Source organism: Salegentibacter sp. (assembly GCF_036568425.1).
In the GTDB taxonomy this organism is placed as follows: domain Bacteria; phylum Bacteroidota; class Bacteroidia; order Flavobacteriales; family Flavobacteriaceae; genus Salegentibacter.
In genome coordinates this window covers 1-15,464 of record NZ_DATCSO010000093.1, presented here as the reverse complement: position 1 = coordinate 15,464, position 15,464 = coordinate 1, and the positions used below count along the sequence as shown (strand labels likewise).

The 15,464-nt window shown below is 39.8% G+C and carries 13 protein-coding genes; 9 read left to right on the top strand and 4 right to left on the bottom strand.

Annotated features, from left to right (window positions below; translation table 11 throughout):
• The first annotated feature begins 294 nt into the window (after positions 1-294).
• From VIM94_RS08965 to VIM94_RS08930, 8 genes are read left to right on the top strand one after another with little or no spacing between them, the layout of a single operon-like run.
• Positions 295-1,173: a hypothetical protein gene (locus VIM94_RS08965; RefSeq protein WP_332038957.1), complete on the top strand. Its 879-nt coding sequence runs from the start codon at positions 295-297 to the stop codon at positions 1,171-1,173.
• Positions 1,174-1,227: 54 nt separating this feature from the next.
• Entirely contained in the window at positions 1,228-2,154 is a 927-nt protein-coding gene (locus VIM94_RS08960) for a Mur ligase family protein (protein WP_332038956.1), read from the top strand.
• A 60-nt stretch (positions 2,155-2,214) separates the two neighbouring features.
• Complete coding sequence (radC, locus tag VIM94_RS08955) at positions 2,215-2,916, top strand: RadC family protein (RefSeq protein ID WP_332038955.1); 702 nt, start codon at positions 2,215-2,217, stop codon at positions 2,914-2,916.
• A gap of 9 nt (positions 2,917-2,925) precedes the next feature.
• Entirely contained in the window at positions 2,926-4,215 is a 1,290-nt protein-coding gene (locus VIM94_RS08950; protein ID WP_332038954.1) for a DUF7033 domain-containing protein, read from the top strand.
• Complete coding sequence (locus VIM94_RS08945; protein ID WP_332038953.1) at positions 4,202-4,891, top strand: YjjG family noncanonical pyrimidine nucleotidase; 690 nt, start codon at positions 4,202-4,204, stop codon at positions 4,889-4,891. Before VIM94_RS08950 ends, VIM94_RS08945 begins: the two co-directional genes overlap by 14 nt.
• Before the next feature lie 55 nt (positions 4,892-4,946).
• Positions 4,947-5,498 carry a hypothetical protein gene (locus VIM94_RS08940; RefSeq protein ID WP_332038952.1) on the top strand — a complete coding sequence of 184 codons (552 nt, stop codon included), beginning with the start codon at positions 4,947-4,949 and terminating at the stop codon, positions 5,496-5,498.
• A gap of 2 nt (positions 5,499-5,500) precedes the next feature.
• Positions 5,501-6,910, top strand: a complete 1,410-nt coding sequence (locus VIM94_RS08935; RefSeq protein ID WP_332038951.1) for a DUF5723 family protein — start codon at positions 5,501-5,503, stop codon at positions 6,908-6,910.
• A gap of 11 nt (positions 6,911-6,921) precedes the next feature.
• Entirely contained in the window at positions 6,922-7,770 is an 849-nt protein-coding gene (locus VIM94_RS08930; RefSeq protein ID WP_332038950.1) for a hypothetical protein, read from the top strand.
• Here VIM94_RS08930 and VIM94_RS08925 read toward each other — a convergent pair.
• On the bottom strand, positions 7,767-9,041 hold the full coding sequence (locus tag VIM94_RS08925) for a replication-associated recombination protein A (RefSeq protein ID WP_332038949.1): 1,275 nt from the start codon (positions 9,039-9,041) through the stop codon (positions 7,767-7,769). The two genes, VIM94_RS08930 and VIM94_RS08925, sit on opposite strands and share 4 nt — an antisense overlap.
• An 86-nt stretch (positions 9,042-9,127) precedes the next feature.
• Between VIM94_RS08925 and VIM94_RS08920 the strand changes: the two genes are divergently transcribed.
• Positions 9,128-9,886: a rhomboid family intramembrane serine protease gene (locus VIM94_RS08920; RefSeq protein WP_332038948.1), complete on the top strand. Its 759-nt coding sequence runs from the start codon at positions 9,128-9,130 to the stop codon at positions 9,884-9,886.
• A 9-nt stretch (positions 9,887-9,895) separates the two neighbouring features.
• Here VIM94_RS08920 and rlmB read toward each other — a convergent pair whose 3' ends face one another.
• From rlmB to VIM94_RS08905, 3 genes are all read right to left on the bottom strand, one after another.
• Entirely contained in the window at positions 9,896-10,630 is a 735-nt protein-coding gene (gene rlmB, locus VIM94_RS08915; protein ID WP_332038947.1) for a 23S rRNA (guanosine(2251)-2'-O)-methyltransferase RlmB, read from the bottom strand.
• A 173-nt stretch (positions 10,631-10,803) separates the two neighbouring features.
• Positions 10,804-12,201: a SusD/RagB family nutrient-binding outer membrane lipoprotein gene (locus VIM94_RS08910; RefSeq protein WP_332038946.1), complete on the bottom strand. Its 1,398-nt coding sequence runs from the start codon at positions 12,199-12,201 to the stop codon at positions 10,804-10,806.
• A 13-nt stretch (positions 12,202-12,214) separates the two neighbouring features.
• Complete coding sequence (locus VIM94_RS08905; RefSeq protein ID WP_332038945.1) at positions 12,215-15,433, bottom strand: SusC/RagA family TonB-linked outer membrane protein; 3,219 nt, start codon at positions 15,431-15,433, stop codon at positions 12,215-12,217.
• Positions 15,434-15,464: the final 31 nt, after the last annotated feature.

Below are 15,464 nucleotides of genomic sequence, written 5' to 3'. Positions count from 1 at the left end.
GCAGTCTTGCCCAAACGAGGGCAAGGTTCCAATTAACATAACAAAGGCGAAAAGGAACCAATTCGTTCCCTTCCTCCCAAAAGTAAAATTTTGCATAGGCTAGGTGTTAATTTAAATATTAGATTTTAAAATGATTTAAGTAGCACAAATATTAAAATTATTTTTAACATTGGCAGTCTTATTGTATGCTAGTTTAACAATAATTAGCATTACTAGGTCGTTTTCTGATGTTGTTAGAATAACAGGACTTCAAAATTGTTACAATATTGTCTAAATTTAAGAAAATTTTAATATATGAGTAGGCTTTTTATAGGATTTTTCATTGCGTTCATCGTACTTCCATCTTTGACTATGGCCCAAAGATCATATGAGGAAGGGGTGAATTTGCTTAAAAATGGAAAAATTCAACAGGCAAAGAGTATTTTGCTTGAGCACAAAGAAAAAGAGGAGGCTATAGATTTTCTAGGTGATATAGCGAGCTTTAATAAGAATTGGGATAAAGCCATTGAATATTACCGGAGTCTCGTAGACAGGAAACCTGATTCAGCCGAGTATAATTTTAAGTTAGGTGGCGCCCTTGGTATGAAAGCTCTCGAAAGCTCTAAGTTCCAGGCCGCGCTCTTAATTCCCGAAATGAAAAAATCATTGCTAAACGCAGCAGAGCTTGATCCCTATCATACCGAAGTAAGGAGGGCTCTGGTAGAATTCTACATGCAAATCCCTTCCTTCCTCGGAGGAGGCGAAAACACCGCTATGGAATACGTAAAAGAACTCGAAAAGATCAATAAGGTAGATGCGCATCTTGCCAAAGCTTATATTTATAAAATGGAGGAGGAGCCAGAAGCATTTCGGGAAGAAATAAGGAAAGCCATTAAGGTCGCAGAGGATAATCCTGAGCTTGTTACCAGAAATCATGTTTATTTTGAACTAGGGGAAAGGGCAGCTGTTTTAAATATAAATCCTGACAAATCATCAGAATTTCTGGAAAGATATATTTTAAATTATGGTTATAAAGACCTGAAATCACCCGCCTATGCTTATTTGCACCTGGCCCGTATTAAGGCCGCTCAAAATAACAGAGAAGAAGCCCTTAAAAACATTAATCTGGCCCTAAATCATAAGGTTATTTTTCCTGAAGCCGAAAAAGAGAAAATGCGAATTTTACAAATGTAGTTTGCCCTTATTTTTCAGGCCTAAATAAGTATATTTGCAGAAAATTTTAGCTTTATGAATCTGCACTTTATCGGGATTGGAGAAAGTGCCATGCACAATCTTGCCATTGCCCTCCAGAACAAAGGATATCAAATTACCGGAAGCGACGATGATATCTCCGAACACGCCAAACAATTTCTCGAAAAACACAATCTCTTTCCTAAAGAAATAGGTTGGTTTCCTGAAAAAATTAATGCGAAATTGGATGCCGTCATCCTGGGAATACAACCCAAAAATGATAACCCCGAATTAAAACGTGCTGAGGAGCTCGGCTTAAAGATATATTCTGTTGCCGAATTTCTATATGAATTTTCACGCGAGAAAACCCGTGTGGTTATCGCCGGAAGTAAGGGAAGAAGTACTCTTACAGCTATGGTTCTCCACGTGATGAACTATCATGGGAAAAAAGTGGATTACATGATTGAGATGCCGTTTTCCGGTTTCGAAAATACACTTAATCTTACTCAAGAAAATGACTTCATTGTGATTGAAGGTGACGAATTTTCTGCCTCTGCGACTGATCTCCGCCCTAAATTTCACCTTTACAAGCCGAATATAGCATTGTTAAGCGGGATTGCCGGAGAGCATTTGGATAACTTCTCAACTTCAGAAAGTTATCAGGAGCAGTTTCAAATTTTTATTACTTCCATTGTAAATGGAGGGATTCTGGTTTATAATGAAGAGGATGAAGAATTGAAAGAGCTCGCCGAAAATACTGAAAATCCAATAAGAAAACATCCCTATTCCACTCCCGAATATCATATGGAAGATGATACTTTTATCCTTGATACACCTGAAGGAGAAATGCCCCTGGAGATTTCCGGTGAAGCTAATGTGAATAATATCGCCGGAGCGAAATGGATATGTCAGCATATGGGAATTGATGAAGATGATTTTTATGAAGCGATCATCGATTTCAAACCTGTAGAGGTGACTTCATAAGTTGCTCAATTTCAGTCCTTATGTTAAGGATATAAAAGTATTTTTTATCTTTAACAGACGATGGAAAACGAACAGCAAACCAATTTCAGCATTAAGCAATGGGCCGAAGACGACCGCCCCAGGGAAAAATTACTTCAAAAAGGTAAGTTAAGCCTTAGTGATGCAGAATTGATCGCTATCCTTATAGGTTCTGGCAGTCCTAACGAAAGTGCCGTGCAGCTTAGCAAACGTATCCTGGCCTTCGGGAAGAATAATTTAAGCGAACTGGGAAAGCTTTCCGTTCAACAGCTCTGTAATTTTAAGGGGGTGGGGCCGGCAAAGGCGGTTAGTATAATTGCTGCTCTGGAATTGGGTCGCCGTCGCCGTATCGAGGAAGCTTTAGAACGAAAGAAAATAACCTCCAGCGCTTCGGTTTTTGAATTGATGCAACCTGTACTAGGGGAGCTCCCGCATGAAGAATTCTGGATTATTTATCTAAATAATTCCAATAAAGTTATTGAACAACTTCAGCTCAGTAAGGGTGGGATTACCGGTACTTTGGTTGATGTGCGTATAACACTTAAAAAAGCGCTGGAACTTTCGGCTACATCACTTATCCTGGTACATAATCATCCCTCTGGCACCTTACTTGCCAGTGAGCCCGATAAACAGCTTACGCAAAAGTTGAAGACCGCTGCCCAAAGTCTGGATATTAAAGTGTTGGACCATGTGATTGTAACCGAAAACTCCTATTTTAGCTTTGCCGATGAAGGTATGCTATAAAACCCAGGAATGCTTTTAATCTATACGCATAAAATCACCCCCAGGATTATCTATATTTTCAAGCATATTTGCACAAATATGTTGGGAATTTCTATCAGGTTTACCTCTAAAATCGAAGAATTTATTGCACATGATGGAATGAAACTTTCCTATGGAAAACAGGCCCTGGGTAATGAGCTTTTTATTCAGAATACGGGTTTGTTAATGGAACAGGGGCTTTCTGAAGTAGAGATAAAAGTTCAACCTTGGGGAGAGAGTTTTTGTTTTTTTCCTGCTACTGAAAAAAGTGACCTTCCTTTTGATATTTTTGCTGCTTCCTTTTATTTGTTGAGCAGGTACGAGGAATATTTACCACACGTTAAGGATGGTTACGGGCGTTTCCCGGCTTCTGAAAGTTTGGCGGAGCAAGAGGGTTTTCTCCAAAAGCCCGTGGTAGATGTTTGGGCCTATAAGTTTCGTGAAGTGCTTCAGCAACGTTTCCCCAGCCTAACAAAAAAAGATCGTAGTTATTCCGTCCAAACGATTATTGCCATAGAACATGCCTTTAGTTATCGGAATAAGGGTTTTGTGAGAAGTTTTGTTGGGATGCTTATGGACCTGGGGAAATTTCAGTTTGGGAAGGTGCTGGATAGGATTCAGGTATTGTTAAGGCTCAAAAAAGATCCCTTCAATATTTTTGAGGACTTAATTCTGCTTATAAAAAAACACAAATTAAAGTTGATGTTTTTGTTTCAGCTTAGTGATTTTACCGTTCATGACCGCAATATTAACCCCAACCGGTTGCCGCATAGATCAGTTATTAAATATGTGGCAGATTATTCTAAAGTAGGTTTGCTTTTGGGTTACTATGCCTTGCAAAATATTAAGACCCTTAGAAAGGAAAAGCTAAGGCTGGAAGAAATAGTCCATTCTCCCCTTCAAGCCGTTTTGAATAGTAAATATAACCTTAGTCTCCCGGAGCATTATAACAACTTAACCGAGCTGGAAATTCCAGACGATTATTCTATGGGGTATCCTGAAGCCCAGGGGTTTAGGGCTGGAACCTGTTCTCCATTTCTGTTTTATGATATCAACACCGAAGTCACTACACCCTTAAAAATCCATCCCTATGCCTTCAATTCCAATATTTTGGAGGAAGAGCCAATCGGAAAAATAAAGAGCGAGATTGCAAAAATGTTGCATGATGTTAAAGCTGTGGAAGGGACTTTTAATTCGGTATTCAAGAATCAGGATTTTTCGGATTATTCAGATAAAGACCTATATTATTCAGTTCTAAAACAAATCCATGAAATTAAATGATATAGAACATATCTACTTCGACCTTGATCATACCCTTTGGGATTTTGATAAAAACTCTGCCCTGGCTTTTGAGCAGATGTTTAACCAGAGAAAAATTCCTATAAGGATCGAAGACTTTCTAGAAGTTTACGTGCCGGTTAATTACAAGTACTGGGAATTATACCGTGAAAACCAGATTAGTAAGGATGATTTACGGATTGGAAGATTAAAAGATAGTTTTGAACTTTTGAAGATGGAAACTTCGGCTAAAACCATAGAAGAATTATCTATAGATTACATAGAGTTTTTACCGGAGAATAACCATCTGCTCGACGGAAGTTTGGAAATCCTTAATTATCTTGAGGCTAGTTATGAGCTTCATATTATAACTAACGGTTTTGAGGAAGTTCAGCATAAAAAACTTCATAATTCAGGCATAAGTAAATATTTTACCAGCGTCACCACTTCAGAAGAAGCCGGCGTGAAAAAACCTCATTCCCTGATTTTTGAAACGGCTCTAAACAAAGCCAGAGCCATTCCATCTAAAAGCCTTATGATTGGTGATAATCTTATCGCCGATGTGAAGGGCGCACAAGCCTATGGAATGAGTGCTATTTACTTTGATTACTACCGCAAAAAGGAAAAGATAGAAGGTAGACAAATTCAAACGTTAAATGAGCTAAGGGATTATCTTTAGTAATAATTGTTTGTTAATTTCGTTAGAGGTTAGTGCCCCCCAAAAATCAATACTGATGTCTTTACTTCCGGGAACAAATAAAGTTATCCTGTATCTTGCTTTTTGCATTCTTCTAACCGGATGTGTAAAGGACATTGATCTGGACCAGGCGGAAAAAATAAGTCTGAGCCCTGATCTGGATGTAGATTTACTTATTTATGATATTAGTGAAGAATATTTTTTCAGGTCTGAAAACAATGTCTTTCAACCGGTAATTCGGGACACCGTACGCCTGGAATTTCTGGATGATGATTATATCCAAAAGGACCTGACTGAGGTTGAATTTTATTTCAGGCATATAAATACTTTTCCTCAGGGCTTTTCCCATACCATAAAATTCCTTTCTGATGCAGGAAGAGAGCAGATTCTAATCCAGTATGAAGTAGCACCGGGAAACTCAAACAATCCTGTGACGACAGATTATACCGAAATCATTGAAGAAAACCGTATAAATTTGATTCGTAATTCTATACAGATGGTGGTTGAACTGGAAGCTCATCCAAATTCGAAAGAATTTAAAGGGAAACTGGAATTCGCATCAACGGGATTATTTAAGTTTGATTTTTAGATATGCGATGCTGGCCCTTCATCACATTCCTGTTTGGTTTCTCACTGCTTTCTGCACAAAATAAACCCCTGCTTTATAATGTTGATGATCTTCCGCAAAGTTTAATGTTAAATCCCGGGGCGCAGATAGATTATAAAGGTCATGTAGGTTTGCCTTTTTTATCTCAAATACACTTTTCGGCTGGAACCAGTGGTGTTAGCCTGCATGATATATTCAGGGACGATGGAACGAATATTAATAGCAGAATAAGAGAAGCAATGCACAGCATGACTTCTTACGATCATTTCACAGTAAATGAGCAGGTAGAGGTCATTTCTCTTGGTTGGCAGTTGGATAAGAGAAATTATCTTTCAACCGGAATTTATCAGGAACTTGACTTCTTCTCTTATTTCCCAAAAGATTTGGCCATCCTGGTTAATGAGGGGAATGCCAATTATATCAATGATATCTTTGACTTTTCTGAGGCGGCTTTCACCGGGGAAATTATGGCGGTTTATCATCTTGGCCTCAATCATCGTTTCGATCAACGTCTCACCGTAGGGATTCGGGGAAAATTATATTCAGGAATCTTTAATGCTGAAAGTACGGGAAATACAGGAACATTTACCACGGTTGCCACCCCAGAAGGTCCCAATAAATACCGGCATATAGTTGAGAATATGGATGTTCAGGTTAATACCTCAGGTTTTGCTTCATTGAATGAAGAAGAAGGTATGACCGTGGAGGAAGGGACAGCTGAATTGCTCAAGCGTTCCTTCTTTGGAGGAAATGTAGGTGTAGGAATGGATCTGGGCCTAAGCTACCTGGTAACTGAACAATTTGTGGCCTCAGCCTCGGTACAAGATATAGGAGTGATGTTTCAGAGGGAAAATGTCGAGAGTTATCATTATTATGGTTCCTATCAAACCGATGGTTTGGAGCCTCTTTTTCCTGATCTGGATGAAACCGGACGCGCGATTCCCTATTGGGATGATTTTGAGGATGAGGTTGACAAAAACCTCATTGATAGAACCTATAATGACCCCTATGTTACCTGGCGTCCGGCAAAATTCAATCTTGCCATTGAGTACGGGTTTGGGCAGGCTTTTCTTCCCTGTAATTACTTAGTAGTGAATAAGGTTAGGTATATGAACCAGATTGGGATGAACCTGGCAGGAGTGTTGCGGCCTCGTGGATTGGTGTATTCCTTTACTACTTATTGGGATAAAAAACTTACCGAAAAGCAGCGTTTCAGAATTGCGCATACTTTAGATGATTATTCTCTTGCTAATTTCGGGTTGATGTATTCGGTAACTTTTAATAAATTTAATCTCTATCTTGCAGCCAATAATATACTTGGGTTTCGTGATCTGGCAAAGGCCAGAAGCACTTCAGTGCAATTGGGAATGCAAATGGTCTTTAAAGACCTTTAAAATTAAATACTATGAAAAAATTATTTTTTTTACTTATTATTCTATTAAATTTTTCAGGCCTGGAGGCTCAGACTCTTAATGATTATAAATACATAATAATTCCTGAAAGCTTTGAATTCTCTAAGGAAAAGAATCAATATCAGCTTAATTCTTTATTGAAATTTCTTTTTGAAAGAGAAGGCTTTGAGACCTTAATGAATAGGGAAACCCGTCCGGAAGACTTACAACGCGATAATTGTCTGGGTCTTGATGCGGATGTGATAGAGGATTCAGGCCTTTTTACAACCCGAATGCGAATTACCCTCGAAGATTGCCGCGGAAATCTCATCTTTTCTTCTGAAGAAGGGACAAGTAGGGAAAAAGAATATAAAAGGGCCTGGCACGAAGCTTTAAGACAAGCATTCGAATCGGTGGAAGCTTTGAATTATAATTATGAAGCTGATGCTTCCCCTGAAGCTCCTTCGGTTCCTGAAACGCCTGAAGTAGTGGTGGTTGGGCAGGTGCCTGTTGATACTCTTCAAGCAGAAAACTCGACTTCTGAGCTCGCTGAAGAACCTGAGGTAATTGTTCAAAGTGAAAAAATTTCTAAAGGGATACAACCCCAAACTCTTTATTTTGAAAAAGACGGAAGCTTTTTTCAACTTGAGGAAAATGAAAATGGTTATAGTCTTTTTCAAAAAGGGATGAGTGAACCCTTTGCTTTACTTATTCGTTCAGAGGAAGGAGGTAGTTTTATCTATAATTCGGTTACCAAACAGGGAATAGCTACTTTCTCTGAAAACGGTGATCTTGTAGTAGAACATTTTGATGCCAGTAAAGGAGCTTCTGTAAAAACCATCTACAAGGTGAAAAACGACTAATAATTATATTTAGTTTTCCAGCGTTTTTTTAAGAATTCGCGTTGTGCGTTTTCTCGTGGATTGTTCCCCGGATCGTATAGTTGCGACCCTTTTATTTCGTCTGGGAGGAATTCTGCTTCAGCAAAGTTATTTTCATAGTTATGCGCATACTTGTAATCCTTTCCGTAGCCAATATCTTTCATAAGTTTTGTTGGAGCATTTCTAATTGCTAACGGAACCGAGAGATTGCCGGTTTTCTTAACCAGGCTTTGCGCCTGGTTAATGGCCATGTACGCCGCATTGCTTTTTGGGGAGGTTGCGAGATAGGTGGCACATTGGCTAAGAATAATGCGACTTTCCGGGAATCCTATTGTGGTAACGGCCTGGAAAGTGTTATTGGCGATCACCAAAGCGGTAGGGTTGGCATTACCAATATCTTCGCTTGCAAGAATAAGCAGCCTTCGAGCAATAAATTTCACATCTTCGCCGCCTTCAATCATCCTGGCAAGCCAGTATACGGCTCCGTTTGGATCACTCCCCCTTATCGATTTTATGAATGCCGAAACTATATCATAATGCTGTTCTCCTGCTTTATCATAGAGAACTGTATTCTGCTGAACTTTGTCCAGAACGAGCTTATTGGTAATTTCAGTACCTTTCTCTGTGGCATTGATTAGGATCTCGAAGATATTTAGGAGTTTACGGGCATCACCGCCGCTTAAGCGTAATAATGCTTCAGTCTCTTTTAATCTAACTTTCCTGGAGGCTATGTGTTTATCCTCTTTCATGGCGCGCTGTAGCAAGGCTATTAAGTCTTCTTCAGAAAAAGGCTTTAGAATATAAACCTGGCAACGGGATAATAGTGCAGAGATTACTTCGAAACTGGGGTTTTCGGTAGTAGCTCCTATTAAAGTTACCCATCCTTTTTCAACAGCTCCTAAAAGGGAGTCCTGTTGGGACTTGCTAAAACGATGAATTTCATCGATAAATAGAATTGGGTTTTTAGTAGTGAATAAGCCATCACTTTTCTTCGCTTTTTCAATGATTTCACGTACGTCTTTAACTCCACTGCTAATCGCGCTAAGAGTATAGAAAGGCCTGTCGGTTTCGTTAGAAATAATGTTAGCCAGGGTAGTCTTTCCTACTCCGGGAGGACCCCAGAGGAGAAGGGACGGGATGTTTCCCGATCTTATCTGTTGTCTCAAGGCTCCTTTGGGACCAACCAGATGTTGTTGACTCAGATATTCATCTAGATTTTTTGGTCGTAATCTTTCTGCTAATGGTTCATTCATCTGACAAAATTAGTAAATTGGATAACACTTTGTCACAATTAAGGGATATGGTTAATTTTTTGTAGGTAAAGCCTTAAAAACAGGTTATGAAGCAGGATGAGTCTTTTGTTTTTTCTACGAGGGTAGTGGGTTATCCCATCCTATTTGTGCTTCTAATCTGGCTGGTTTTCTGGTTTGAAGTGAGGTTCAATGTGAACCTCAATATATATGGAGTCCGGCCAAGGGAAATAATTGGTTTACGAGGCATCTTGTTCTCTCCATTTATCCACGGTGATCTTAAGCATTTATTCAATAATTCTGTACCGCTTCTTGTTCTTTCTATGTCTTTGTTTTATTTCTACCGGAGAATCAGCTGGCAGGTGCTTTTGATAGGTCTTGTGGTCACCGGACTTTTAACCTGGATTATTGGTCGCCCTTCAAATCATATTGGGGCTAGTGGAGTGATCTATATGCTCGCTGCTTTTCTGTTCTTCAAAGGTGTGTTTTCCGGATACTTCCGTCTTATTGCACTTTCTCTGATTGTGGTCTTTCTTTATGGCGGAATGCTATGGTACGTTGCTCCAATAGAGCCTGGGATTTCCTGGGAGGGTCATCTTTCGGGTTTGATTACCGGTTTTGGTCTGTCGCTGGCCTACCGGAAAAACATAGCTAAAAAACCAAAATATGAATGGGAGAAACCAGATTACAATGCAGAAAATGACCGGTTTATGCAGCATTTCGATGAAAATGGAAACTTTATAGAACAACTTCCTGAAGACGATATAGAGGAAATCGAGGAGGAAGAAACAGGAAATATGCGGTATAAATATTTCTACAGGGAAACTTCTAAGAAGGACAAGGAATAAAATTTAGATTTAAATCCTTTGTCTTACGGCTTCATATAATATTGCTCCACAAGCTACTGAAACGTTTAGAGATTCAATGCTCCCAAAAACCGGGAGTTTAGCCTTCACATCTACCGCATTTAGAATAGAATTAGATACTCCTTTAGCTTCGTTGCCCATCACCAGAGCACTGGCTTTTTTGAAGTCAACCTTATAGATAGTATCATTTGTTTTTTCTGTTGCGGCTACTACCTGAACATCCGAAGCCTGCAGAAAATACACAGCATCTTTAATATGGTTTACTTTGCAAAGCGGCACATTGAAGACTGCGCCAGCAGAGGTTTTTACCGTGTCAGCATTTACAGGTGCCGACCCCTTTTCAGGAAAAATAATGGCATTCACTCCCGTGCATTCTGCGGTTCGGATGATGGCTCCAAAATTTCGGGCGTCGGTAATCTGATCCAGTAAAAGAAAAAGGGGAGTAGAAGTGTGTTCAAAGGCTTGTGCGACTACTTCTTCAATTGTTCGAAAACTAACCGGTGAAATTGATGCTACAACTCCCTGGTGATTGCCTTTAGCCAGTTTATTGAGTTTTTCAATAGGAACATAGGAAATATTGAAATCACCTTTGTTGAGCTGATGATTTAGTTCCTGAAATAAGGGACCTGAGAGTCCTTTTTGGATATATATCTTATCAATAGCCTTTCCGCTTTGTATTGCCTCTAAAACGGCCCTGATCCCAAAGATCCTTGTATTTTCTTCCATAATGCAAAGGTAAGTTTTAATAATATAATGAAGGCTTTTTTAAATTTTTTTCAAATTGAAAGACCTTTTTGTAATGTAAAACTTTTGTTCAGTTGATTATTTTAATTCCAATTTGCTCCAACAAAAAAAGGCTGCCTGTGAAGGCAGCCTTTTGATATAATTAAAATCTACGACTAATTATCCCAGAATAGTGGGGTTTGCTGGCTGTCTCCTCCAATTGCGGAAGATGCTGCCTCGTAGTTATCTTGGTTAAGGTTTTGTTCGTTTACAGGATAAGTGTAACGAAGTGGTACGGGATTACCTGATTCTTCCGGAAGATTCAATTCCGGTGCATCAAATTTTCTCCATACACTCCATCCTTCTAACGGATTATCGAACATAGCAATCCAGAACTGAGTTCCTAATTGCTCCATCGTGCCATCATATGCTACTGCTGGTTGTGCCAAGTATCCAGATACATCTACATCTTCACCTAACCAGTATTCCATAGAAGCGGTAATTGCTTCTTCATAGTACCATTGAGCATCATTGTCCAACGCCGTTCCTTCCATAGCTGCATAAGACAGGTGGAAGTTTAGTTCGGCGTAGTCCATAAAGATTCCTTTGTGGGTTGGTTCTCTGAACTCAGGGCCAATGTGGGTATAGCTCTGGAAGGAGTTACTACCTCCATAGATACCACCGGTATATGGCTCGATGTTGTCATCAAAATATACCATTCTACGAGGGTCGTCCAGTTCGTTCATAACGTCAACGATTGTGTTGGCGGCTACATAGTCAGAACGTCCACTCTGTACCAGGTCTACCCATAATGGGTTGGTGTTTGGTGGTGAAGATTGGTATTCCATAGTTGCATTATCGGCATTAGAGTCAAATACTCCTCTGCTAACCGCTTCTTCTACTTCGCCCCAGTTATCTGTTCTGGCTGCTAAACGAACCTGCAATGAATTTGCAAATTTTTGCCATTTAGACATATCTCCATGATAGATCACATCAGATCCGCTGAATCCCTGCCCTGCACCAAGGTTGGAGTGAGCTGTTTCAAGTCTTGATAAAAGATCGTTGTAGATAGTTGCAGCATCATCATATGCAGGTAAAGAATTGTCTTTCCCATTTAATGCTTCAGTATAAGGAATATCTCCAAAACTATCTACAAGTATTTGCCATGCATATACTTCCAATACTTCAATTTGACCCACTCGTGCAGACTTTTGTCCTGCACTAAGGCTCTCATTTGCCTGAACTCTTTCCTTAGCATCCTTTAGGTTAAACAATACATTTCTGTAAAGTATAGACCAGTGGTTTTGTGGAATATTACGATTATTTAGATCGTAGTTAGGCTCATCCAGGTAGGTAGTCGCAGTAAGATACTGCGCGATAAACCTGGAAATGTTAAGGTTTACGTTAGGACTAGCCAATTGATCGGCCAGGTTAACAGATGCAGAAGTAAAAAGGAAATCTGCAGCAACATCTGTTGGATTTTTCGGATCTCTGTTGAGATCTTCATATTGCTCGTCGGTCTGGCAAGACCATAAAGTTGAAAGAGCAATAAATGTTATTAAAAGTTTCTTCATGATAATATTTTAATTAAAAGTTAAGTTTCACACTTGCACCAATTTCTCTGAACGCAGGGTATGCACCAGATTGGTATCCCTGGATGTTACCGGCACTAAGACCTGCTTCCGGATCGGAATAAGGAATGTTCTTGTGGATGATCCATAGGTTTCTTCCTACCACAGAAATAGAAGCTCTTGTGAAAGGTAGTCTTTCAATCACATCATCTCCGAAAGCATAAGTAAGGCTAGCCTCTCTTAGCTTAACGAAAGATGCGTCGTAAACATGTCCTTTGTTGGCATCTCTGGCGTATCCGAAAGGAGTACCATAATAACCTGCATATACCCTTGTAGTGTTTGGTTGCCCATCTTCGGTTACTCCTTCAAGGATTACACCACCACCATCGGCAACAGCGTCTCTAATTGGATTACCAAGGTCGTTTGGTCCAACAGATCTATCATAAAGACCGGTTGCAAAACCATACCATGTATCAAGTGAGAAAATATCTCCACCTTGTTGGACATCTATAAGGAAGTCAAGACTTAAGTTTTTGTACTGGAAAGTGTTAGATACACCTCCTGTCCAGTCTGGCTGTATATTACCGATGATCTCGTTAGAAGTTGCAGATCTTAAGTAGTAACCGGCATCGTTAACGATACGGTTTCCATTATCATCATACACGTAATCTCTACCTCTAATTGCACCATAAGGCTCATCAGGGGCTGCGTTAATCGAAACACCGCCTTGTAATGCAGCTAATTCTAAGTTGTCAATTCCTGGAGCAAGTTCAAGAACCTCACTACGGTTACGCGCCCAGTTAATATTCATATTCCAGTTGAAGTCTTCACTTCTAATTGGGTTAAGGTTTAGAGAAACTTCAATACCTTCATTTTCAATTGTACCTGAATTCAACCAAACCCGGCCGAAACCAGTAGCGTTTGAAACCGGTACTGGAGTAATTTGGTCCTCTGTTTGAGTGTTGTAGTATGATACATCAAACCCAACTCTTCTGTCAAGGAAGTTTGCTTCTAAACCAACCTCATAAGATTTCGCTCTTTCAGGAACAAGTTCAATATTATTCAAACTGAAATTGTTACTCGCAATCCCTTGTCCTGCAAACGGTGCAGAAATGGTATATGTGTTAAATACGTTGTATGGATTAGTATCGCTACCAACCTCCGCGTAGTTAGCTCTAAACTTGGCGAAATTAAGCCAGTCTGCATTAAGTGCGTTAGTAAGAATAATACTTGTAGAGATAGAAGGATAGTAGAATGTGTTTTCTTCTTTAGGTAGCGTAGAAGAACGGTCTCTTCTTATTGTACCTTCTACAAAATAAGTGTCCTGGTACCCAAATCCAACTCTTGCATACAGACCATCTACCATGCTGGTAGCGTCATATTCGTCTGGTGGATTAAGTGGGTCGGCACTGTTTGAAAGTGCATAGAATCCAGGAGCGTTAAGTCCTCCATTTGTTGAAGCGCTTATAGAATTTCTTTGATTTCTTCTTAAGTTCCATCCTAGGTTACCGTCAAGGTTAAGATCGGTAGCGATATCGTGGTTGAAGTTAAGAATAACATCGTAGTTGTATTCCGCAACACGGTTATTGAATCTTGAATATTGAGAAACATCTGCACTACCAACATTGATTCTTTCCTCCTGAATTTCGTCATAAGTGTCAAAGGAGAAACGTCCTAATACACTAAAGATGTCATTGATCTGGTAATCCAGATTGATGTTTCCTATATACCTGTTACGGGTATCTGTCTGGTAGTTTTCATAACGTGTGAAGTACGGGTTATCTGAGTAGATAGGAGAAAGGTTTGTGGGACTGTTAGGGTTCCAGGTGATGTTTTCTCCGGTTTGGAAATAAGCATCCCTTTGCTCATAAAGATCTACGTTTGTCTGCCACCACTGACGGAATTGTTGCATTGGGTTTGCAGAATCGTAACCGGTACCATATCTACCTTTACCGTCACTTTTGATATAGGTCACGTTTGTGCCAACACTAAAATCGTCGGTGAAGTCATGGCCACCGCTAAATTTCAAAGTGTTTCTTTTCATTGTTGCATTAGGTAAATTACCATCCTGCATCATGTTTGTAAAACTTAATCTAAAGTTACTCTTATCAGTTCCTCCATCTAAAGCAACAGAGTTTATCGCGGTTGAACCGGTTTCCCAAATGTCGTTTGGAGTATGTTCACCAGCGACCCAAGGGGTAGCTTGTTGGTAAGTGTTTTCTAATTGTGGATAAATAGAGTTCCACTGATAAATCATACGGTTTGGATCGAAACGTGCTCCAAAAGAAGCATCTTCAGTAAATGGAGTAGTTTCATCCAAATTTCCATCACCATCTACGTCATAAAGACTGAAATAACCATCATCAGATGCATAATATGGTCCGTAACCGGCACCATATTGATCCTGATAATTAGGAAGGGTTTCCTTGTCTGCACGACTGGTCATCAGAGTCGAATTGATAGAGATACCGATCCCTTTACCTTTTTGTCCTTTTTTGGTTTCGATAATAATCACCCCGTTCGCGGCACGCGCACCATACAGAGCGGTTGCGGCAGCACCTTTAAGAACGTTCATAGAAGCGATGTCATCCGGGTTGATGTCTGCAGCAGCATTACCGTAGTCATAACCACCTCTACCAGTACGTTGGTCGCTTGTGTTAGGGGTTGCATTACTAATCGGTGTACCGTCAACTACAAATAAAGCCTGGTTGTTCCCTGTAAGAGAGGAATTACCACGAATTACAATGTCAGAAGAACCACCCATTGTACCAGAATTTTTAACTTTAAGACCTGCTACTTTACCAGACAGGGAGTTCATAAAGTTAGTGGTTGGTACATCAGATACTTCAGATCCGTCTACTTCCTGAGTGGCATAACCAAGAGATTTCTTCTCTCTTTGGATACCCAGTGCAGTTACTACAACTTCTTCAAGTTGTGCTGCATCAGCTTGTAAGACAACATCAATAGTTGTGTTGTTTCCTACTGGATACTCTGCAGTTTCCAGTCCAACGAAAGAGAATACCAATACATCGCCTTGATCGGCAGTGATGGAGTAATTTCCGTCAAAATCGGTTTGGGTACCAGCGCTGGTGCCCTTTACTAAAACGTTTACCCCTGGTAGCGGGAGACCATCTTCATCGGTCACCGTACCGGTAATCGTTTGTTCTTGCGCAAATGTTATTTGCACAACAAACGCTAGTAATAGCGTTAAAATACTACTAAACTTTGTTTTCATTTTAAAATTTGTTTGAATTAGCCAACGCCAA